The following is a 21,282-nucleotide window of genomic DNA, read 5'->3' on the forward strand; positions in this document are numbered from 1 at the left end:
AGTGTTGGCGTATTGAAGGATGGACCGGTGGCGCGGATCACGTCAAGAGGTGAGCCGAAATCGACTCGGACGCGTAACGGTGCGCAATATCGGCGAAACACGGAGCGACACCTCATGGACGACCACTTCCAGAGCCCGCATGTGGCAAGCCAGCGTGTTAACATGTCAAGAATCGGTGACACATTCGGCGACGTGGAGGGCAGGGAATGAGCAGAAGCGCCGCCCAGTCGGCATTCGAAGCGCTCTCGGATCCCACCCGTCGGCGAATCCTGCATCTGCTGTCCGAGTGCGAGGAAACCACTGCCGGCGCCCTCGCCGATGCGATCGCCGAGGTCGGGCGCACCGCGGTTTCCAGTCATCTCCGGGTGTTGCGTAACGCGGATCTCGTCATCGAGCGGCGCGAAGGGCGATTCCGGTACTATTCGCTGCACCCGGACGGCCCGGTGCAGGATGCGCTCGGTTTCCTCCAGTCGATCCTCGCTCAGGGGCTGGTTCGCAGTGATGTAGGCGAGCCGGATCGTGATCGCGTCACCGAGGTACCAACTCCGGGACGGGCGGACGAAGCCCCCCGTGATCGATCGCACCGCGCCTCGTAAACCTCACCACCCGCGACGTCGCGTAAATCCGTCGGAAGTACTACGCAATGCAGACTGTGGTTCTCATAGCAGGCGAGCACTACCCCATCCCCGCCGAGGAACTCTTCGCCTCCTTCGGTTGCGGCGCCACCGGTGGCTGGCTACTGGGAGCCACCTGCGATGCCGTACGCCCGGGTGCCACGGTCTCCGCAAGCATCCCACTCGGATCCGACAGCGCCGATGTGGTGCTGCTCGGGCGAATCAGCAGCTGCGTGCCCGGCTCCAAGATCACCATCACCCACGACCAGCCGTGGCGAGGCCGTATCCATCTGCGCTTCACCAACGAACCAGGAGGTTCACGGCTACGCGTCAGCGCAGAGCTGGACGACGCCGGATTGGCCTGGTGGATGGAGCAACGCGGCTGGAACACCACTGCGGTCGCGGACCCCGGGACTCACCGGGTCGGACTGCTGACCAGCAAGACCGGCCCGGGCGCCATCTTCGCCGTCACCTGCGAATACCTCGCTCGCCTGGCCGTCGAACAAATCAATGCCGACGGCGGAATCACCGGACGTCGCGTCGAATTGGTCATCCACGACGATGCCACCGACAGTGGGCGCGCCGCGCTCGAAGCCCGGCGAATGGTCCAATCCGGCTGCCGCGCAATCATTGCCAGCGTCACGAGCGCCAGTTTCGAGGCCGTCCGGCGCACGGTCGCCACGGCCGGTCTTCCGCTGATCCACCCCGTACTCAACGAAGGCGGGCGCGGCGAGCCCAACGTCTTCCGCTGGGGCGAGCGCCCATTCGCCCAGATGCGCGCCGCCGCACCGTCGCTGACACGCGAAGGCACGGGACCGAATTGGTTCCACATCGGAAACGACTACTCCTGGTCGCACGGCGCGCACCGAGCAGCCACCCAGGTGATCGAGGAGGATGGCGGCAGCATCCTGCGGTACGCCTTCACCCCGCTCGGCACAACCGACTTCGCACCACTCATCGACAAGATCCGGGCCAGCGACGCCAGCCGGGTCCTGTCCTCCCTGGTCGGCGCGGACGAGGTGTCCTTCGAACGCCAACTGTGGCAATCAGGACTGCGTGAACGCTGCTCGGTTCTGTCTCTCGTCCTGGAAGATTCCACCCGCGAACGCATAGGCGCACCGGCCGCCAACGGCATCTGGACCGCATTCGGCTACTTCAACACCCTCGATTCACAGTCCAACCACGACCTCACCCGCCGGTATCGAGATACCTACGGCCGCTGGGCACCTCCGATATCGTCGTTCTCCGAAGCCGTCTACGAAGCGATCCTCCTATACGCCTCGGCCGCACGTGCCGAGGACGACATCCTTCGCAGCCTCCGGCGAGTCACCGCAGACCTCCCACGCGGTCACGTATCAGCGAACGGTCCCCAAGTCATGCGTCAGCGAATCCACGTGGGCCAGGCAGCCGGAGACGGCTATCACCTCGCAGAGCAGTGATTGGCTCATCGACCGGACTTGCCGACAGACAGAGTCCTTCCGCTACGGCCCAGTGAATGAACCACCAGAGACGGTGAGACTCTCCAAATTCCCGAAAGTCGTGGCCGGATTCGAATATTTGCCATGACGGGGCGAGTGGGCCCGGCTTCGAGATTCGGGTGCAACTCAACCGATCCGGCCTTCGCGACCGGGTTCGGTGCTCAGATGAACCGAACAGAAGCACCTCGCCGCAGCTCGCGCGGCGACGCACCGAACCGGCTGCGGACCATCCGGCTGAAGCTCGCAGGATCGACAATGCCGCAGGCGGCCCCGATCTTGGCGATGGAGTCGCGCCGGTGAGCCGGGGAGGTGAGGAGCTCCGCCGCGGTGCGCAGTCGCTGTTCGCGGATGAACGCTGCCACGGTCTGTGGTTCGGTATCGAAGAGTCGATGCAGGTAACTCGGAGAAATCCCGCAGGCAGCGGCGACCGCCCGGGGAGAAAGGTCCGGATCGGCCAGACGTTGCTGGATGTAGGCGCGCGCCATCACGCGGAACATGGATGCATCGATGGACGGCTCGTCGACGGCGATCAGGGGCCGGACGGTGGCCAGCAGCGAATCCTGGATCGCGCTCGCTTGACTCGGCCCCAGTGCCTCACGACCGGGCACTGCGAAGGAGCTGATCAGTCGTCGAGCGACGCGGCCGACACCGGTGCGGGCCGACCGTGGCCTGATGGTGCAGCCGCGGAGGGTGGCCTCCGGAAGATCCAGCCGGTTCTTCGGCAGCAGCGCGATCGTGTAGTCGAAGTTCTCGCGCGTGCGGAAGTCGAAGGGGCGGCTGCTGTCGTAGAAGGCGAAGCTGCCGGCGTGCAGCGCCGCGCTCCGACCGTCCTGCTCGACCACCGTGCTCCCGTGGGTGACGAAGACGATGTTGAGCTGTTCGGGATCGCCGCCTCGCCGGATGTCCTGCTCCCGGCGCTGGAATCGGTGTTCGGTGCCGGCGATGCGACGCACGTGGGTATCGGCGAACTTGACGGCCTGGATGCGCCCCTGCAGGTTGCGGCTCGCGGGCGTGACGAGCAGCGGCACGAAGTGATCACACACGCTCTCGTGCCAGTAGTCGTATCGCTCGTTGGCCGGGACGACACGCGTGTCAACGTCCATATAAAGAGTCAACCATGTGACCTCCGTCGCGGTGTTTCTTCGAGGTTGCCTTTCTTGTCATTGCGTCTACAGACATTGACGCATCGCGCCGGCTCCCTGACAGTCGGAAGCGTCAGTTCTCGATGGGAAAGGCCAGGAAGATCACTGAGGTTCAGGACCGGAGCGTGTTCAAGCCGGAGTACGTCCGGCTTTACGAGCAGCTGTGCTCGGCCATTCTCAACGGCCAACTGTCGCCGGGCTGCAGGCTGCCGTCGAGTCGACAGTTGGCCGAGGACCGGGGCGTATCGCGCAACACCGCCCTGGCCGCCTACGACCAGCTGATCGCTGAGGGATACGTCGAGACAAGGCAGGGATCGGGAACCTACGTCGCCCGGTCCATCCCGGACCACATCACCAGGCCCCGCAGGATCGCCCCCACCCTCTGGCCGACCCACGCCGAACTCTCCCGGCTCTCCGCACCCCCACCCCGAGCCGCCCCGGTCCCGACCGGCCTTTCGGAGAGGGGACGGCTCCTGACCAACCTGCCGCGGATGCCGATCGCCGAGCTGCCGGTCGAGGTCGCCGGGGGAACCGCCTTCCGGATCGGATTGCCGGCCTTGGATGAGTTCCCCGTCGTCGGATGGACCGACATCCATGCCGCCGCTGCGCGGTACCCGACGGTCCGGATGATGCGCTACCACGATCCGCTGGGCGATCGCCGTTTGCGTGAGGAGATCGCTGCCCATCTGGCCACTGTCAGGGGAATCGATTGTTCCCCGGATCAGGTGATGGTCGTGAGCGGCTCCCAGCACGGCCTCGATTTGGCCGCGCGCGTCCTACTCGATCCCGGCGACGCGGTGTGGTTGGAGGACCCCGGCGACCTCGGCGCCCGGGCCGCTCTCGCAGCAGCCGGCGCCGACATCGTCCCCGTCCCGGTGGACGCCGACGGAATCGACGTCGCGACCGGAATGGCACGCAGGCCGACCGCGCGGATGGCGTTCGTGACGCCGTCCCACCAGTTCCCGATGGGTGTCACCATGTCGCTGAAGCGTCGGCTGGCGCTGCACGAGTGGGCGGCGCGGACCGGAGCCTGGATCGTCGAGGACGACCAGGACTGCGAATTCCGCTACGAGGGCCGCCCGTTGGCCGCGTTGAAGTCCGTCGACGAAAACCATCGCGTCATCTACGTGGGAACGTTCAGCAGGACGATGTTTCCCGGCCTGCGGCTGGGCTACCTCGTGCTGCCGCCGGAGTTGATGAACGCGTTCGTCGCAGTACGGCTCAGCACGGACGTCCACCGCGGCACCGTAGATCAGGTCGCCATGGCCGAGTTCATGGCGCGCAGGGGTTTCGCTCGTCACCTACGGCGATTGCGCAAGGTCCACGGCGAGCGGAGAGGACTCCTGCTCTCCGAGCTCGCACGGCTTCTCCCGGAGCTCACCGTCCTGCCCTCGCACGGCGGGCTTCATCTGGTGGCCCGGCTCCCGAATGACCATGACGACGTTGCGGCATCACACGCGGCTGCGGCACGCGGCATCCACGCCTGGGCACTGTCGACCCATGCGATCGAGAACCGGCAGGCTCCCGCGCTGCTGTTGGGCTACGCCGGCGTCAGACCGTCCCACATGGCCGGAGCAGTGCGCGTACTCGCGGAAGTTCTGCGGGGTCCGAAGAAGAGAGATGACTGAAGAAGGAGACACATGACCGAAACCGAATCTGCCCAGGATTCCCCCACGTGGCATGTGGAGGTGTCGAAGGCTTGCATCTCGTCAGGGATCTGTCTGGGGGTGGCGCCCGGCCACTTCGAGTTCGTCGGCGTCCGCGCACGGCCGACGGCCGGCCTGGTCCACGACGCCGAGCACGCCGCGCTCCTCATGGACGCCGCAGACGACTGCCCGGTCGGAGCGATCTCAGTGATCGAGGAATAGGCCCGACAGCGAACGGTCCGGCCGCCCACAGCATGTGCGGGCTGCCGGACCCGGCTCAGCTGGCGACCACGAAGAGCTCATGGGAGTCCTCGAGGATCCGCCAGGTCATTGTCGCCCCTTGATTGAAGGAGACGACCTCACCCGGCCGGATCTCCACCACGGCTCCGTCGAGATACTGGACCTCGACGGAGCCGAGGATCAGATAGAGCGTCTCATCACTGTCGAACGTGTAGGAGAAGGTCTGCGGCTTCGACCGCCGGAACGCGACCACGAGTGAGCTCCCATCGGACCCCGACTGCCGAAGGTGGTGGAGTTCACCCACAACCACGTCGCCGACGAGAAACGGCTCCCATGAGCCCGGATTGGAGCCCGACTGGACGAACCGGGACTCCCCCGCCGGCAACGTCCGGTCATCAGGCTCACCCGGCTGCGCCGGCGCTCTTGGGAGCCGGCCAGTGGACCCCGACGCTCTCCATGCCCGCCATCACGTCCATCTCGGGGTTGGCCTTCAGAACGTCTTTGAACGAGGGGCTCCCGACGACCACCGACTTGAACGAGCGGAGGAACTCGTCGATCTCCTTCGCCTCTCTCGCGGGCAGGTTGAACTCGGTATAGGCAGGCGTCACGATCTCGTCGAAGAGCGCATCCCAGTATTCCTCGGTGATGCCCATGCCACGGTGCGCTGTGGCCATATCCGGGCCGGTGTATGTATGCGGGCCACCCCAGTGCTCACCGAGGAACTCCACGAAGCCTGCGATCTCCTCCTGCACCTCGGCCTGCGTTTTGTGGTTCCAAATGTGGCCGATCGTCGGATTCAGCATGGCCCGCTGCACCAAGGTCCGTGCCAGGAACTTGACGGTGTCCAGGCCACCCAGCCGGTAGTAGAGGCTCGTCTCGTCTGTCATCTGCCTACCTTCACTATCAAGAGTGGATGTGTGGTAAAGACGCTATTGCCCCGCCCAGCGAGCCGTAAGTTCCAATCGGCGTGCGAGTGAAGGTGCCAGTCCGCAACAGTGTCGACGTTCACGATTCTCCCCAGCCCGAAATTCACGTAATTGGGCAGGTGGTGGGTCCTGGTTGATGTTCTACCCGACCTCCTTGTTCTGTGTCTGGGGTTGGTCCTTGCCGCCGGGTCGTTTGTTGGGCCGGTAGGAGGGTCCGTTCATGAACACTTGGTGGCTGGTGTTGATGAGCCGGTCCAGAAGTGATTCGGCGACAACGGGATTGGGGAACAGTGGGTACCAGTCGACGGGTGATCCTTTCGAGGTCAGGACGAGGGAGCCGCCGGAGGTCGATCGTTCGGAGATGAGTTCGTAGAGGTCGTCGGCCTGGGGCGCGGTCAGCTCGCGCATGCCGAAGTCATCGACTAATCCCGAGATCGGGATTAGTCGATGATTTCGCGCTGCGTCGCGGGCATCATTACGGGACGATCTTGATCGATATGCAGACTCGCCGCCCGATCGAGGTCCTCGAAGACCGGACCGCGGACACTCTTACCGCGTGGTTGCGGGCTCACCCGGGCGTGGAAATCGTCTGCCGCGACCGTGCCGGCGCTTACGCCGAAGGCACCGCGGCGGGAGCGCCGGACGCGGTGCAGGTCGCCGATCGCTGGCACCTCTGGCACAACCTCGGCGAGGCAGTCGAACGCACTGTGGCACGCCACCGTGCCAGCCTGTCTGCTGCGGCCACCGAACCCGCACCGCCCGAGCGGCCCGACATCACCGCGGCCGTCGCCGAGATACATTGCGGGCCGGTCGCACCCGGTCAACGGCAGGATCGCACCGCGGTGCGGACCCGTCAGCGCTGGAGCGAGGTCCACGAGCTGCTGGCCCAGGGCGCGAGCATCCTTGCGATCGGCCGCGAGCTCGGGCTGGCTCGTGGCACCACTCGCCGCTTCGCCCGCGCCGCTTCGCCCGAGGAGCTGCTGGTCAGCAATCGCACCGGATACCGCGTCAGCATTCTCGAGCCCTACAAACCCGACTTGAATCGGCGCTGGAACGAGGGCTGCACCAACGCGACCCAGCTGTTCGAAGAGATCAAGGCGCGCGGCTACCGAGGCAGCGAGAAGCTGGTGCGCAACTACCTGCAGCCCTTCCGCGTCCTCACGCACGTCCCGGTCGCGCTACCACCGAAGCCGCCGACCGTCCGCCAGGTTGTCGGCTGGATCATGACCAACCCCGACGCCCTCGCTGCCGAACACCGCGCGAGCCTCGAAGCGATCCTGGCCGTCAGCCCTGACCTGACCGCGCTGGCCGGGCACGTCCGTGAGTTCGCCGAGATGATGGTGCAGCGCCGCGGCCGGGATCTCGAACGGTGGATGACCTCCGTCGACGCCGACGACCAACCGGCACTTCACTCGTTCGTGCGCGGCCTGCGCCGTGATCAAGACGCGGTGACCGCCGGGCTGAGCATGTCCTGGAGCAGCGGACCGGTCGAAGGCCATGTCAACCGCATCAAAATGCTCAAACGCCAAATGTTCGGGCGCGCGAAGACCGACCTCCTACGAAAGCGAATCCTGTTGAGCGAGTGAACAACCCGATCGAACGAATCACGAAATTTGTGCCAGATCCAGTTTTCACGTTCCGTCGACACCGATCAACCGCCCGGGTTGTCATCTATTCCGCCATTTAATGACTGACGTCAGCCAACAGCACCCAAGCGCACCAACGGTAGTGCTGCATAACACATACTCGGCCGGGTGATATTTTGGGTATCGTCGCAGCTCAGGGGTCAAGCTGGCCAACGACACTCAACATCGTCTAGCCTTGACAACCACACCAACCGCAAGCTAGTTCGATGCGAGTACATGGAGTTACCCATCTACTGACTGAATGCATGGCCGCACGACACGACACCAACGGCACCGTCTGACCTGCGGCCACTTGTCATCTATTTAGAAACTCGAGGTTACTTCGTAAGGTGAAGCCGCCGCGATAGGCCGCCGAGGTTATTCAATGGTGGCACGGAAGAAGTTCTCGACCTTGTCGATCAGGTCTATTTGAGTCAGGATCTCGCGGGGGGCTGGACTCGCCCACAACTTTCTGCAGCAGCGGCGTGCGGTCCAGGACCACATCGCGCAGCGGTGCCGGCGCATGGTGAAACATCTGTCCGAGGAAGTACGCCTGCTGTGATTGACGCGCGGTGTGCGGTTTGCGGGGGCCTTCGAATTCGTCGGGCGCCCGTCGAACTGCCTGATAGTCCGACAGATCGACACCGGTCGGTGAAACCCCTTGCAGCGGGCGACCCGCGATACCCTCGCCCCACCTCGCTTCGGAGTCGAGGTGTCATGTCGAGGATGCCTCACAGCCGCCTCGGCCCCTGGGGACCCTGCACCCGGGCTGAAGTGCTGACCCGGCCACTTGCAGCGGAATTTCGGTGATGCGCCGTAGCGTAGTCGACGCGGGCACGGCTGCAGCGGACACTGCAACGCGGTCGTCGTGCACCCCCTGATGTACGGGTCGCGCCGCGTCACCGTGCGCGACGTGGAGGTCGAACGCGCCTACACCCCCGAAGACGTGGTCCAGCTCATGTGCGGTATGGCCTGGCTCCCGAGAACGTCTTCTCGTACGACCGTGACCTGATCGAGTGGCTCGGCAGTGGCCCCTCTGGTACCAGTGAGCAGACACCCTCCGCGGGCCGCGGAGTGTCATCGGCCAGTTGCGCGCTGGCCGCCGACCGTGGGGCGGGGCGGGCCGGTAAGCGCCGCCCACCCCACACGAAACCGATTGTTCAGACCTGGGGGTTGAGTCAGAACACGGCAATCATCGATGTGCCACTGCCGCACAGACACGCACCCTTGGGACGGTCACGATCAGCAACCGCCGGCCAGGGTCGCATCACTCTTCAGCACCGCTCTCGATCCGCACGGTGGCTTCCGGTTCCGCCGCCTCGGGGGTCGGCACTTCGGGCTCGCCGGTACCGGCCTCCGCCTCCTCAGTCGTTGCCTGTTCGGCAGCCGCTTCCGGTTCCGCCGCCTCGGGGGTCGGCACTTCGGGCTCGCCGGCGCCGGCCTCCGCCTCCTCGGGGCGTTCCTGCTCAATGTCGCTCACGGATTCACCTCCCTTCTTCTTCACGTAGGTAATGGGTGAGGACCCTCGGTTCCCCCGTCGTTGATCGCGATGACCATCGCAGAGCAAATCGAATGAATTCCTCGATAGCAAATCTAGTACTGGTGTCCGTCTTTTGAAGACATGCGCAACATCCGCTGTCACCGGCAGACCCCACACCCCCAGGTTCTCCAAAGGGCTTGCGATGCCACGGATTCCCGAGGCTGCGCGCACCCGCCACCACGAGCACGTGCGGGCCGCGTGGACCGCGGCCCGGTAGGCTACCCGGTCACCGCCGTTCCGCAGGCGCGATCAGCGTGGTCAGCGGCGGATTTGACCACGCTCCACAGCTGGCGCGGCAGCGCGCCTTCCTCGAACTCGCCGACGTGCTGCAGGTCCCAGCCGTGGGCGAGGTCCTCGACCAAGCGGCGGGAGAAGAAGTGCACCGCGAAACCACCGTGCCCGTAGATGTCATCGCCGTGGTCGATACCGGCGCCGTAGTGTGCGTCGCCGGGGTGGCGGATGGTGTCGAACAGGACGCCGCCGGGCCGCAGTACCCGGCGGATCTCCTCGACGATAGCGCCGATCTCGGTCCTCGATAACGCCATCCACAGCAGCCGCTCGAGGATGCTGCGCCCGCATGGCCGCCCGCAACCAGCAACTCGAAACACGACTGTCCGAACTACTCGTTGAACAAGCCTGGCGCGCAACCGGACTCGGCGCACCCACCGACATCGACCGGCTCCAGCAGCAGATCGTCGCCCTCGAACAGCAAGTCGTCGCGCGAGGAACTCCTCGAACACCAGGTGGCGGTTGTGTTCTTGGAAGGCCATCCGTCGGTGAGGGCCACAGTACGGAAACCGCGCCAACTGGCGCGGGAGCGGTATTCGGTATCTGCGCGACTCCTGGTCCGATGGCCGAGATTGACCTTAGGCCGAATACCGGGCCCGCAGCAGGAGCTCGGCACGGTAAACCCCCGTTCCCTCCCGGCCGTCATGGCATCTCGACGGTGAATGCCTCGTCGCTGACAGGAACCTGCCCGATGAACACGCCGGTCCGGCACGCGGCACAACCGATTCCACGGCCCCGGCGCATCCGGGTTCAGGAATGGGCGCGGCCCGTGAGTCCGGCCGCGCCCACCCCGTCGAGGTGTCAGGGAAGGCGGTCCAGCAGCCACCATCCAGCTTCTTGGCCTATCCATGAGGATTCCGCCGGTGGTGTGGATGTGTACAGCACGTCATCGAACATCGACAGGCCCGGATCATCTTGCGCGGTGAGGCCTTCCACGTCGGTGGTGCTGGCGGTGGTGATCTTCAGGTTCCTGGGTATGCGGGGCATGAAGCCGACGTCGATGAGCGCGGTCTGTTCGGCCGGGGTCGGTCTCGTGCTGTCGAGGGACAAGTAGGCACCGACACCGTGGTCGAATCCCTCGTACTCCAGATACGCCAGCACATACCGTGCCACCAGCGCGGACCGGCCGAGCCCGCCCAGGATGGCGGGCTTGTCGCCCGAGCGGCGTCTTTTCGTTTCCAGCACCGCGGACCTGACCACGCTGGCCGCGGTGTCCCAATCCGCCACGGGGCCGTAGCTGACCAGGATCGTGTCCCGGCCGCGCTCGGCGAGTTTCGTACCGAGCAGATAGTTGGGACCGTTCACCGTGTCGGCGAAGGCTTCCAGGGATGCGGCGTCCCGGCCGCGTTCGGCAACCAGAACGACCGGGGCGCTCACCTGTGGTCCCGAGACCAGGTATGCCCACGCGGTGCCCCCGCTATCGAGTGTCCAGTCCTGCGACGGTTTGCTCTTGACGGCCATGATCGAACCCTCCTACGGGTGAGTACGAACGAACCACCGGAAACAATCCGAGAACTGCGCCGCCTCCCCAGGTAAACCGGCGAAAGGACGCGCCGAACCACGCTCGCAACCGGTGACCAGCCGCACGAGCCGGTGACCACCGGACCGGAACAATGATAGAAGACACCCACCCGGGCGAAAAGTCCGCGGGAGTCCGGGTTACGGACAATGATCGACTGGCTGTTGATCAGGGCTGCGATGCCCAGCGGGCGACACCAGCAATTTCTCGGAACTCACTGTAATCGAAGAGAAATCGCATGTGATCGACGAGAAATCGCCAGTGTCCAGTGTTAACGTCAGATCGTCGGCAAACCGTTCCTCCCCCTGGTTGCTGCCGACGGGATGAAGGTGTGAAATCGCCCGCCCAGGGCCCACCGGCAGCCACGCACGAGGCCCTGGGCGGCGCGTCTGTGCATGACACGTTCGACGACGCTCTACTTACCGGTTGTACCGCCCGTTCCCTGATGCCTCGCGGGCCTGCTTCTCTTGCGCACCCCGGCGATCACGCGCGATCCACCGCCCGGCACAGCCTGCCGGTCACCACACCGGTTCGGGCCGCCAGACCGTAGCCCAGGGTGCGGGCGGCCCGTAACGGCCCATTCGGTGAGTTCGCTCGGTATGGGCGAGTCACCCGATTCGTTTCCAGGAGGTAACCGTGCAGTTGATTTCTCCGGCGGATGCGTTGTTCCTGATCGCCGAATCGCGTGAGCATCCGATGCATGTGGGCACGCTGGCGCTGTTCGAACCACCCGAGGGCGTCGGTGGCGCCGAGTTCGCCCGCCATGCCTATGAGCGTCTGATGTCCGCGGACGAGGTGATCCATCCGGTGTTCGGCAAACGCCCGTCGCGGCTGCTGGGGATCCCGCAACTGCTGTGGGCCCACGACGCCACCGTCGATCTGGGCCACCACGTCCAGCACTGGGCGGTCCCCGCGCCGGGAGAGCTGGGCGGGCTGCTCGAGTTGGTGTCCGGGATGCACGCGGGCCTGCTGGACCGGCACCGCCCGCTGTGGCAGATGCACATCATCGAGGGCCTGCGCGACGGGCGCGTGGCCCTGTACGGCAAGATCCATCACTCGCTCATCGACGGCGTCGGCGCCCAGCGCCTGCTGCACCGCGCCCTCACCGACGACCCACACACCGAGCATCCACCACTGCCCTGGCAGCTGCCGTCGGACCCCCGCCAACCAGCGCACCCGCCCAGCGTCACCGCGCTCGTGCGGGGCGTGGCCCAGCCCGCTGCAGCGGCGAGTGTGCTGCGGGTGGCGCGCATGGTGCTGGGCGCCCAGCAGCAGGCGCTGCCGTTCACCGCCCCCCGCACTGTCTTCAACGGACCGATCGCGCAAGCCCGCCACTGTGGTGTGCGGTCGTGGCCGCTTGCACGGATCAAACAGATCGGCAAAGCCACCGACGCCACAGTCAACGACGTCGTCCTTGCCGTGTGCGCCGGCGCCCTGCGCGACTACCTGCACAGCCGCGACGCGCTGCCCGATACCCCGCTGATCGCGATGGTGCCCGTCTCGGTCCGCGATCATGACGATCCCGCAGACGCCGGCAACAAGGTCGCCGCGGTGCTGTGCCAGCTGGCCACCCACCTGCCCGACCCCGCCGACCGGCTCACCACCATCAGTGCCGCGATGCGCCGCGGCAAAGCCCTCTACGACGGCCTGTCCCACCGCGAGGCGTTCGCAGCGACCGCACTGACGCTGAGCCCGCTGGCGTTGACGCTGTCGGCGGCCGCGGTTTCGCTGACCCGCCCACCATTCAACCTCGTCATCTCCAACATTCCCGGCAACCGCGAGCCCCGCTACTGGAACGGTGCACGCCTGGACGCCAGCTACCCGCTGTCGATCCCCGTCCACGGCCAAGCCCTCAACATCACCGTCACCAGCACCGGCGGCAACCTCGACTTCGGGGTCGTTGCCTGCCGCCGCACCGTCCCCGATCTTCACCGCCTCCTGGACCACCTCGACACCGCCCTGACCACTCTCGAAGAGGGCACCCGATGACACGACCTGACGCCATGCAGGCGACCGGGCGAAGTCACCGAGAGAGGCGGACTCGCACAGCAGGCACGTCGGCCGGGTCAGGTTCGGCTATGTCAGCCGGCGTCAGCGGCAGTCGGGGCGGTTTCGGCACGCCGCGCAGCGGGTTGTGCGGGATGTCAAGCCGGGCAATGAGATCGAGCCGATTGGTGGGCTGCCGGAGGCGAACCGGTCATCGCGCTGGCCGGTGGCTGCGGAGGGCGCTGTCCATGCCGGTCGCCGATCCCGTCGAATCGGCCTGTCCCGGCTCGGTAATCCTTGTCCTCGAGCCGCGGTTCGAGGACCGCGTAGATCTCGAGACCACACGGTCGGCAGGTGTGGGAGCGTTTGCCTCGTCCGCGGGAGTGTCAGGTGCAAGCCGGACCCGATGACGGTCCGGCTTGCACTATGGAAGGCGGTTCGTGCTCATCCGGTCCGCCGCATCCCGAGCACAATCGAGCCCAGCCCGAGCAGCAGGGCGAGTACACCGGCCACCACGTTGCTCCCGATCGTCGCGGGATGGGGACATCGCCGCTGACCAACCGATGCAGTGATGATCATCCACACGCCGATCAGCGCGCAGCGGCCCGGACGATGCCGTGGATCCGCCCGTACAATATGGAGAATCGATCGTATGGTGGGACTCATCGATGTGGTGCAGACCCTCACAGCGCCGCATCCGCTGGACCGGTACTTGGAGTTGGTGCGCCCGACCTTCACACTGCGCGACATGCGTGCGGAAATCACAGATGTGCGCCGCCCGGTTCCCGGCTCGGTGACCCTCGTGCTGCGGCCGACGCGGCAGTGGAGCGGGCATCTGGCCGGTCAGTTCGTGCAGATCGGTGTGCTGATCGACGGCGTCAAACACACCCGCTGCTATTCGCCGGTGAACGCGCAAGCGCGCCGCGACCGGCGCATCGAACTCACCGTCAAGGCGCACCCGAACGGGCTGGTGTCACGATACCTTTATCGTCATGCAACGCCCGGAATGGTGGTCGACCTCGCCCCTGCCGCGGGCGTGTTCCATCTGCCCGATCCACGCCCGCAGCGGATCCTGTTGATCAGCGGCGGTAGCGGCATCACCCCGGTGCTGTCCATGCTGCGCACGCTGGCCGACGAGGACTACGCCGGTGAGGTCGTGTTCCTGCACTACGCGCGCTCGCCGCAGGTCGTGCCGCATCGGGGCGAACTCGACGCACTCACGCGGCGGCACGCCGGCTTCGGTGTCGCACTGCGCTACACGCGGGATGCTACAGCGCAGCAGCCGATGGCCGCCGGCGCTGCGCCGTGGACCTGCGCGGCCACTGCGCCCGCCGTCGGCCGTTTCGGCTACGACGAGCTGCAACGAGTGGCGCCGTGGTTCGCCGACGCACAGACCTACCTGTGCGGCCCACCGTCGCTGATGGCGGCGGTACGCACCATCTACACGGCCGAACAGCTCGACGACCGCCTGCACAGCGAGGAATTCACAGTTACCTCCGCCCCCGCGGACCCGGCGGATGCCAGGGGGACGGTGCGCTTCTCCGGCAGCGGTGTCACCGCCGAGAACACCGGCGCCACCCTGCTCGAGCAGGCCGAATCCGCCGGACTGACGCCGGCATACGGCTGCCGCATGGGGATCTGTCTGTCCTGCACCGCGGTCCGGCGCTCGGGCGCTACCCGCAATATCCGCACCGGCGGGCTCGACAGCGACCCCGACCAGCCCATCCAGCTGTGCATCAATGCTCCTGTCGGCGACGTCGAGGTCGCAATCTGAGAAAGGCGCAATCTGAGAAGGGAGTGACCCATGGCCATGGTGACCGAAGAGAAGAACGGACCGGTCGTGCTGTCCGCCGAGCAGGTGGCCGAACTCGGGCGCGCGCTGGACGAGTTGCGCGAGCACCTGACCGCCGACCTGGGCGAACGCGATCGTGAATACATCTACTCCATCATCACCGCGCAGCGCGGTTTCGAGATCGCCGGCCGCAGCCTGATGTATCTGGGCTTCCTGCCACCGTTGTGGCTGGCGGGCGTCGCGGCACTGAGCATTTCCAAGATCCTGGACAATATGGAGATCGGCCACAACGTCATGCACGGCCAATGGGACTGGATGCGTGAACCCGGCCTGAATTCGCGTGTGTTCGAATGGGATAACGTCTGCCCCGCCGATCAGTGGAAGCATTCGCACAACTACGTGCACCACACCTACACCAACATCCGCGGCCGCGACCGCGACCTCGGCTACGGCGTGCTCCGCATCGACGAGGGCCAGCAATGGAATCCGTACTACCTGGGCAACCCGGTATACGCAGTCGCGGCGATGCTGCTGTTCGAGTGGGGTGTGATGCTGCACGACCTGGAGTTCGACAACATCATCCAGGGCAAACGCACATGGTCGGACATCAAACCACTACTCGAGGGCCAATGGCGCAAAGCTCGTCAACAGATCCTCAAGGACTACATCGCCTTCCCACTGCTCAGCGGCCCCCTGTTCCTATCCACCCTGGCCGGGAACGCCACCGCCAACCTGGTCCGCAACATCTGGGCCCACTCGATCATCTTCTGCGGACACTTCCCCTCCGGAGTACAAACCTTCACCGAGGAGGAAACCGCGAACGAGACCCGCGGCGAATGGTACGTGCGGCAGATGCTCGGCTCGTCCAACATCGACGGCGGCAAGCTGTTCCACATCATGTCCGGCAACCTGTCACATCAAATCGAGCACCACCTGTTCCCCGATCTACCGGCCAACCGCTATCCGGAAATCGCACCACAGGTGCGGGCATTGTGCGAAAAATACCGGCTGCCCTACAACACCGGACCGCTGAGCAGACAGATCGGATCGGTATGGCTCAAGATCTTCCGTCTCGCACTGCCACCACGCCGGGCCGGCGCACGCCCCGCCGGCCCTACTCAGTCATAGCGAAACCGCTTAACGTGACTTTTGTCGAAAGTACACACCCCGAACATTGCAGTGTACCTGCGCGCCCAGGCAATCCCGGTAATACTGTGCCCGAACCCAGCCTCGAACGGGAACGGCACCTGCCCCGCCTCCACGCCGTATCCTCGCCGACGCAACTCGTACGCCGTCGCCACGGCTACACAGTTGTTACTTCGTCGGGGATCGGCCGAGTCGATATGCGAATTCACCCTGGTGAGGCAGTCGCAGGCTGGACTGGACAACAGCCCCCGGCGGCGCCAAGATGTCGCCGGGGGGCTGTCGCAGGTCAGGACGCTACCCGCCTACGGCCAGGTCGCCCACCCAATGTCACGAATGGGTCACGGCGACTGTCGTGGACGCTGGCTGCGCCGGATCCTGGTCCACAAACACGACTAACCCGACCGGCCGACACTCCTCGACGTCACCGAGTCCGGATCGGCCGACGAATGAATGACGGACAGGACCTTGAATCGCGGGCCGCAATCAAGGTCGATCGCCGCGCAGGGCGGCCAACTCCTCCTCGGTGAGGTTCGACAGGCCGCGACCGTGCCAGAGCTGATCGCGGTAGTCGATCCATACGCCGGCGCGGGTCTCGCGCAGCAGGGCCTGCTGCCACCGAGTCTTCTCCGAGAAGTCGGCCATTCCTGTGGCTTTCATCTCGCGTCCGCACGGGCGGTGATCCCGAGGGGATCTACTTCGATGTGCCTGTCGTCGTCCGGCCAGCTCGCAGCCCGAGCGGCCTCAGCATGGACGCGGGCCGGTAGCAGGCGTGGCGCCTCTGGGAAAACGACAGTGCGCGATAGTGTGATCGACGCCACCGCGGACCGGTACTCGGCTTGCTCGCGGTGGGACAGCGAGGACTCTGCGCGGGCTCGACACGCCCTGCGGGCTTGCGACTGGATTCCGTTCCGTTCCGCGCGGAGTTCCTCGCCCGCAAGCTTCGTTCACCCGCCGATCGGCCGATGCACGCAGAGAGAGGTAGCGGGTGGAGTCGAGACCATCTGACCGGTCCGATGGGGCCGGGTGGCGGTTGATGGAGCAGATCCTGGCCCGCTACGGATCACTGGAGGCGTTCTGTACCCGGCTGCGCCGTGACCTCGACGACCCCACGATCGAACTACCACACCTCCCCGAAGTCCGCCCGAGTCCCCGATAAAGGGCATGACCGTCGACAGCCGGGGATACGGCTCCGATCCCCCTCGTCTCCCCCGAGAGCCTGCGGTTGCGCCTGATCGCCGCAGTCCACTGTTGGGTTGTCATCGCGCCACCACCGGGTCAGGCATGCCGGATCCCAAAGGCGGCGCTGGAGCTCGGCGATCAGCGTGTCGATCGGATCCTGCCGCGTCGCGCCCCTCACGGACCAGTCCTGGCCCCGATAGCATGCCGACACCGAGCCATCCTCGTGATAGACAAACTGCGGGCGTCGCGTCGACCCCGGAACGGACACCGGGACCGACGGCGCAGGTCGTGGAGATTCTCTATCCCGCCCGTCCACGCCGTCGGTGGCGTCGTAGACCGGGCGCAGCAATCGAAGGTGGTCAGCTCCCGCAGCGCGGTGTCGACATCCACCTGCCGCAACGCCAGACGGCGGATCTGGTCGGTGTAGTGGTCGCTGCCGGTGATGGCTCTGGCGAAGATGGTCGGGTTGGTGGTCACCCCACTCACGTGCTGATCGTGCACGAGGCGGGCCAAGTTACCGTCGATCAGCCGCTGCCGGCTGAGGTCATCGAGCCAGATCGACACCCCGGCCTCGGTCAATGCGGTCAACGAGTCGGACACGAGCATCTCCTTCCACAGGGCCCATATCGGATGCAGCCGTGGCCGGGTCATCACCTGGCCACGGCGCGCCTGTTACTGGGTGTCGAGTTCGGCATCGACGGTGACCTCGACCTCGGCGAACAGCCGCGACACCGCGCACAGGGCGGCGGCCTCGTCGACGATGGTCTTGAAATCCGCGGGTGCGAGTCCAGGCACCGGGGCCCGGGCCCGCGGCGCCGAGGACACGATCGTCGGTGCCGCGTTCACCCGGTCCAGGGTGAGGGTGGCCGCGGTCTCCAGGCGCTGTGGTGGGGTGTTGTGGTTGTCCAGGCACAGGGCCAGGGCCATCGCGCAACAGGACGAATGCGCGGCGGCGGCGAGTTCTTCGGAACTGGTCTGCCCCGTCCAGATGCTGCGTACGGGCGGCCCACCTGACCGGCAGCGGGCTGAACGCGCCGCTGGCGGCGTGCACGAGCCCCGCGCCCTTCGGCCAGCGGCCCCTCCCAGACGGTGGTGGCGGGGCGTTCCGCGATCGTCATGACAGTTCTCTCCTCGACGTTGTGGGGGTGAGGGGATGGGTGTGCCGAGGCCACCGTGAGCGCCGCCTCGGATTCGGGCATCCGATGAGGCTGCAAGACTGTGCTCGACACGATGCCGAACCGCGAGCGAGGGGCGATGATGGAGAAGTTCTCGGTGGATGCGATGGCGCGTGAACTGCTGGACCGAGCGGCTTCGGTCCCGGCGCACCGTGCCGCAGCCACGGTGTATGGCGGGCACGAGCATCGGCTGCGCCAGACCGTGGTCGCTTTGGCGGCCGGTGCCGCGCTGGCCGAGCACGACAACCCGGGCGAGGCGACGCTGCTGGTGCTGCGCGGCCGCGTCCGGCTGCGCACCGGGCAGGCGTCGTGGGAGGGCCGCCACGGTGACCTGCTGGTGGTCCCGCAGGCCCGGCACAGTCTCGAAGCGATCGAGGATGCCGCGGTGCTGCTGACGGTCGCGAAATAGCCTGGCGAGAACCGTTCGCCCCGGCGGGCCCGTTTCACCCGGGTAATGCACTGTGCGCTCATGTTGTCTCGAGAACCGGCTCGATCCTCCGGCCGCGCACTCGGCGAGCCGATGCCCACGCAGCGTGTGATACCGGTACTCGCGACGTTGGTCCATCCCACCCCGGAGCACCCAGTAGCTCGACAGCTCTTCAGCGACGGTGAACGTGCAGATCCAAAACACCCACCGGTCTCGGCGAACACCGGCGGGACGACCGGGAGAATCACACACGAGCAGCAGGTCGTAGCTCAGCTTGTAGCTGACCGAAGTCGACTACAGGGAGTTTCGGCCAGGAGCCTTGGAGACAGTCCATATCCGAGCCTTCGCATCCTCGTGGTACTCAAAGCATGAGTACATGTGCAGATGCAGGCACTCCTTGGGCCAGCGGCATGGCTGAATATCATCCAGACTCATCACCTTTCGGCTCCGACGAGCCGCGAACCGGTTGCCGAGATCGGACTCGGAAACCGGATACATGCGGGCGTCGAACAGACGGTTTCCGCCGTAAGCAGTCTCAAGCCACACAACATCTTCAGAGCAGTACTCACACTGATGCACGACAGGCCGCATCGAGGACACAAGGCGATTGTGCGACGAAAATCGCAGTGCGTCAACATGATACGCATACACCTGACTGGAACAATGCTCTGCGAGAAAGCATTACGATTCCCGACAGTCGGACGACCAGGTACCTCACACCCCAAGCTGGATGGCGAGATCACCCCAAACCCGAGGGCGCATTGGAGCACGCGCGAGGATACCGTCCGGGTGGAAATCCTTGTGGCTCAGCGTTTGCTGCGCACTGCCGCCCTCGGAACACGTTCGGGTCCGTCGATGTCGACGACCCTGGACTGTTGTGCGGCGAATACACCGCCGCGGTCACGAACGCCTTGTGCCGGCACCTGGGTGTGGTGCAGTCGATGGGCCGGGTGGCCTCGGCCCTGGACAACTCGCCGGCTGAATCGTTCAACTCCACCCTGAAAGTCGAGTTCGTCCACCGGCACCGCTTCCGCACCCGCGCCGAGGCCGCGCTGCGGATCGTCACCTGGATCACCGGTTTCTACAACCCGACCCGCCGCCACAGCGTGTGCGGTGGAATGTCCCCGATCAACTACGAGATCCACATGGCCGCCGTCCGCGCGGCCTCGGCAGCGGCCATGTCACGAAACAAGGCCGCATAAAGGAGCCTCCACGCTTCGAGGTGCCTCTCTGTCTGTCAAGCCCCGGAATCGGTCTCGTCTGGTCGTGTTGATCGTCGTAGATTCTCGTCGCGAATCATGGTGCGCCAGAGGTGATTGGACAGGTGACGTTTCAGGTTGCGCCTTGCTGCCCGCGGCGTGGCTCCGGCCGCAATACGACGGTCGTAGTAGGTGCGCCCGGCACTGCCGGGCATGCGAATCTGAACCATGGCGATGGTGTGAATCGCGGAATTGAGCTGCCGGTCACCAAATCGATTGAGCCGGTGGACCCGATGGTCGGCGCTGGCGATCTCGACCGGTGCGGTGCCGTTATAGGTGGCAAATGCGGCGGCGGTCGGGAACCGGGAAGGGGTCCCCGTGCGACCGATCAGCCGAGCTGCCAGCACCGGCCCGACACCATCGATATCGCGCAGCCGAGTGCCGTGCTCGTCGAGCAGCGTCTCGGCTTCTTTCTCGTTGGCCGCCAGCTGTTGGTCGAGCCGTCGTACGTCGGCGATCAGGTCCTTGCACACCTGCGCACGAGCCCGATCCGATGCAGTGCGGGGGCGGAACTCGCGCAGCACAGCAGCAGAACTGGTGGCGGTCAGACTGGTCGGGGCACCGCCGGCCAGCAGGTCACGCAGCAGTGCATGCAGCTGGTTGACAGTACGAGTCCTATTGACAGACAGGTTGTTTCGCCGTTCATCGAGCACGCTGAGCGCGTCGGCGTGCTCGTTACCGACGACCGGGCGGCAATCACCTTGCAGCGCGGCGACGCACGCCGCGCCCGCGGCATCGATTCGGTCGTTTTTGCGGCGACCTCCACGGGAAAGCTGGCGCACCCGCGCGGTCGCCGTGGCCGGCACGTCCACCACCGCTTCTCCGCCGCCGAGCAACCACCGCGCCAGATGCCGGCCCAGTCCGTCTGCATTCTCCACTGCCCATCGACGCTGCGGCCATGACTTCGACCAGGCGATCAGACGCTTGTAACCGTCGAGGGTGGCCTCGATCCGGATCGAGCCGAGATCGGCGTTGCTGACCGGATCGACAGCAGTGGCGGTGTGGGTGCGCTTGTGCGGATCGATGCCGATGACGATCATGGAGCACGGGTCCCTTCTCACGGTTCCGGATGGGGGATCCGCGGCGGACAACCCGACTTCAAGTACCTAGCCCGTCCTTGTGGTCATGCCTCTCTTCAGTCACGCCGCGAACGCGGACCGGCGGCGCGACACACCTCGAAGGAGTCAACCGATAACGGTGACAGGGGATTGACGAGTCAGACCGCCGGTCCGCTACGGCACGCTACGGGGAGCAAACCCGACCACGAACCGATGACACTCATATAAGTCGGGGATTGACA

Annotated in this window: 22 protein-coding genes and 1 pseudogene; 12 read left to right on the forward strand and 11 right to left on the reverse strand. The window is 65.7% G+C overall.

The genetic code is table 11. From position 1 onward, the window contains the following. The first annotated feature begins 206 nt into the window (after nucleotides 1-206). Entirely contained in the window at nucleotides 207-596 is a 390-nt protein-coding gene (locus NM2_RS41555) for an ArsR/SmtB family transcription factor (RefSeq protein ID WP_067681807.1), read from the forward strand. Between the two features lie 47 nt (nucleotides 597-643). Next, nucleotides 644-2,053 (forward strand): substrate-binding protein, encoded by a 1,410-nt coding sequence (locus NM2_RS41560; RefSeq protein ID WP_067681809.1) that lies wholly within the window; start codon nucleotides 644-646, stop codon nucleotides 2,051-2,053. A 200-nt stretch (nucleotides 2,054-2,253) separates the two neighbouring features. Here the strand turns inward: NM2_RS41560 and NM2_RS41565 are convergent, their stop codons facing one another. Then, entirely contained in the window at nucleotides 2,254-3,195 is a 942-nt protein-coding gene (locus NM2_RS41565; RefSeq protein WP_067681812.1) for a helix-turn-helix domain-containing protein, read from the reverse strand. A 164-nt stretch (nucleotides 3,196-3,359) separates the two neighbouring features. Between NM2_RS41565 and pdxR the strand changes: the two genes are divergently transcribed. Together pdxR and NM2_RS41575 are read left to right on the forward strand one after the other, a co-directional pair. Next, nucleotides 3,360-4,862, forward strand: coding sequence for a MocR-like pyridoxine biosynthesis transcription factor PdxR (gene pdxR, locus NM2_RS41570; protein WP_245718494.1), 1,503 nt, complete (start codon nucleotides 3,360-3,362; stop codon nucleotides 4,860-4,862). 12 nt (nucleotides 4,863-4,874) lie between these two features. Further along, nucleotides 4,875-5,102 (forward strand): ferredoxin, encoded by a 228-nt coding sequence (locus NM2_RS41575; protein WP_067681817.1) that lies wholly within the window; start codon nucleotides 4,875-4,877, stop codon nucleotides 5,100-5,102. Nucleotides 5,103-5,157: 55 nt separating this feature from the next. On the opposite strand, the gene NM2_RS50500 is transcribed toward NM2_RS41575, so the two are convergent. From NM2_RS50500 to NM2_RS41590, 3 genes and pseudogenes are all read right to left on the reverse strand, one after another. Continuing rightward, complete coding sequence (locus NM2_RS50500; RefSeq protein WP_369690364.1) at nucleotides 5,158-5,430, reverse strand: cupin domain-containing protein; 273 nt, start codon at nucleotides 5,428-5,430, stop codon at nucleotides 5,158-5,160. A 91-nt stretch (nucleotides 5,431-5,521) separates the two neighbouring features. After that, nucleotides 5,522-6,007 carry a group I truncated hemoglobin gene (locus NM2_RS41585; protein ID WP_040831238.1) on the reverse strand — a complete coding sequence of 162 codons (486 nt, stop codon included), beginning with the start codon at nucleotides 6,005-6,007 and terminating at the stop codon, nucleotides 5,522-5,524. 180 nt (nucleotides 6,008-6,187) lie between these two features. Beyond that, nucleotides 6,188-6,472 (reverse strand): annotated as a pseudogene (locus NM2_RS41590) (ATP-binding protein); the annotation flags it as partial. Here NM2_RS41590 and NM2_RS41595 point away from each other — a divergent pair. Then, nucleotides 6,472-7,632 carry an ISL3 family transposase gene (locus NM2_RS41595; protein WP_067681828.1) on the forward strand — a complete coding sequence of 387 codons (1,161 nt, stop codon included), beginning with the start codon at nucleotides 6,472-6,474 and terminating at the stop codon, nucleotides 7,630-7,632. The pseudogene NM2_RS41590 and the gene NM2_RS41595 overlap by 1 nt on opposite strands. Before the next feature lie 907 nt (nucleotides 7,633-8,539). Next, complete coding sequence (locus NM2_RS49825; RefSeq protein WP_157121746.1) at nucleotides 8,540-8,683, forward strand: hypothetical protein; 144 nt, start codon at nucleotides 8,540-8,542, stop codon at nucleotides 8,681-8,683. A 255-nt stretch (nucleotides 8,684-8,938) separates the two neighbouring features. On the opposite strand, the gene NM2_RS41600 is transcribed toward NM2_RS49825, so the two are convergent. From NM2_RS41600 to NM2_RS41610, 3 genes are all read right to left on the reverse strand, one after another. Beyond that, nucleotides 8,939-9,151 (reverse strand): hypothetical protein, encoded by a 213-nt coding sequence (locus NM2_RS41600; protein ID WP_157121748.1) that lies wholly within the window; start codon nucleotides 9,149-9,151, stop codon nucleotides 8,939-8,941. A gap of 278 nt (nucleotides 9,152-9,429) precedes the next feature. Next, nucleotides 9,430-9,756, reverse strand: coding sequence for a hypothetical protein (locus tag NM2_RS41605; RefSeq protein WP_174575745.1), 327 nt, complete (start codon nucleotides 9,754-9,756; stop codon nucleotides 9,430-9,432). Between the two features lie 544 nt (nucleotides 9,757-10,300). Continuing rightward, a complete protein-coding gene (locus NM2_RS41610; RefSeq protein WP_067681835.1) occupies nucleotides 10,301-10,960 on the reverse strand; it encodes a hypothetical protein in 660 nt (219 codons plus the stop codon). Between the two features lie 694 nt (nucleotides 10,961-11,654). On the opposite strand from NM2_RS41610, the gene NM2_RS41615 reads away from it, so the two are divergent. The 3 genes from NM2_RS41615 to NM2_RS41625 all read left to right on the forward strand — a co-directional run bounded on the left by NM2_RS41615 (nucleotide 11,655) and on the right by NM2_RS41625 (nucleotide 15,924). Next, nucleotides 11,655-13,007, forward strand: coding sequence for a WS/DGAT/MGAT family O-acyltransferase (locus NM2_RS41615; protein WP_067681838.1), 1,353 nt, complete (start codon nucleotides 11,655-11,657; stop codon nucleotides 13,005-13,007). 649 nt (nucleotides 13,008-13,656) lie between these two features. Then, nucleotides 13,657-14,778: a ferredoxin reductase gene (locus tag NM2_RS41620; protein ID WP_067681841.1), complete on the forward strand. Its 1,122-nt coding sequence runs from the start codon at nucleotides 13,657-13,659 to the stop codon at nucleotides 14,776-14,778. Between the two features lie 30 nt (nucleotides 14,779-14,808). Beyond that, nucleotides 14,809-15,924, forward strand: coding sequence for a fatty acid desaturase family protein (locus NM2_RS41625; RefSeq protein ID WP_067681844.1), 1,116 nt, complete (start codon nucleotides 14,809-14,811; stop codon nucleotides 15,922-15,924). Between the two features lie 501 nt (nucleotides 15,925-16,425). Here the strand turns inward: NM2_RS41625 and NM2_RS49830 are convergent. Then, the gene (locus NM2_RS49830) at nucleotides 16,426-16,599 is read right to left on the reverse strand and encodes a hypothetical protein (protein ID WP_157121750.1); all 174 of its coding nucleotides are present in this window, start codon (nucleotides 16,597-16,599) and stop codon (nucleotides 16,426-16,428) included. A 376-nt stretch (nucleotides 16,600-16,975) separates the two neighbouring features. Between NM2_RS49830 and NM2_RS52750 the strand changes: the two genes are divergently transcribed. Next, nucleotides 16,976-17,098: a hypothetical protein gene (locus NM2_RS52750; RefSeq protein ID WP_281182827.1), complete on the forward strand. Its 123-nt coding sequence runs from the start codon at nucleotides 16,976-16,978 to the stop codon at nucleotides 17,096-17,098. A 197-nt stretch (nucleotides 17,099-17,295) separates the two neighbouring features. On the opposite strand, the gene NM2_RS51110 is transcribed toward NM2_RS52750, so the two are convergent. Both NM2_RS51110 and NM2_RS52235 read right to left on the reverse strand, forming a co-directional pair. Beyond that, nucleotides 17,296-17,721 (reverse strand): transaldolase family protein, encoded by a 426-nt coding sequence (locus tag NM2_RS51110; RefSeq protein ID WP_218026097.1) that lies wholly within the window; start codon nucleotides 17,719-17,721, stop codon nucleotides 17,296-17,298. 72 nt (nucleotides 17,722-17,793) lie between these two features. After that, entirely contained in the window at nucleotides 17,794-18,048 is a 255-nt protein-coding gene (locus tag NM2_RS52235; RefSeq protein WP_245718496.1) for a hypothetical protein, read from the reverse strand. Nucleotides 18,049-18,375: 327 nt separating this feature from the next. Between NM2_RS52235 and NM2_RS41645 the strand changes: the two genes are divergently transcribed. Both NM2_RS41645 and NM2_RS49835 read left to right on the forward strand, forming a co-directional pair. Next, on the forward strand, nucleotides 18,376-18,705 hold the full coding sequence (locus NM2_RS41645; RefSeq protein WP_439956977.1) for a cupin domain-containing protein: 330 nt from the start codon (nucleotides 18,376-18,378) through the stop codon (nucleotides 18,703-18,705). A gap of 893 nt (nucleotides 18,706-19,598) precedes the next feature. Beyond that, on the forward strand, nucleotides 19,599-19,925 hold the full coding sequence (locus NM2_RS49835) for an integrase core domain-containing protein (RefSeq protein WP_157121752.1): 327 nt from the start codon (nucleotides 19,599-19,601) through the stop codon (nucleotides 19,923-19,925). Nucleotides 19,926-19,960: 35 nt separating this feature from the next. Here the strand turns inward: NM2_RS49835 and NM2_RS41655 are convergent, their stop codons facing one another. Continuing rightward, nucleotides 19,961-21,022 carry an IS110 family RNA-guided transposase gene (locus NM2_RS41655; RefSeq protein ID WP_067681853.1) on the reverse strand — a complete coding sequence of 354 codons (1,062 nt, stop codon included), beginning with the start codon at nucleotides 21,020-21,022 and terminating at the stop codon, nucleotides 19,961-19,963. Nucleotides 21,023-21,282 lie beyond the last annotated feature (260 nt).

Origin of the sequence: Nocardia miyunensis NBRC 108239 (assembly GCF_001613065.1) — a bacterium.
GTDB lineage: Bacteria > Actinomycetota > Actinomycetes > Mycobacteriales > Mycobacteriaceae > Nocardia > Nocardia miyunensis.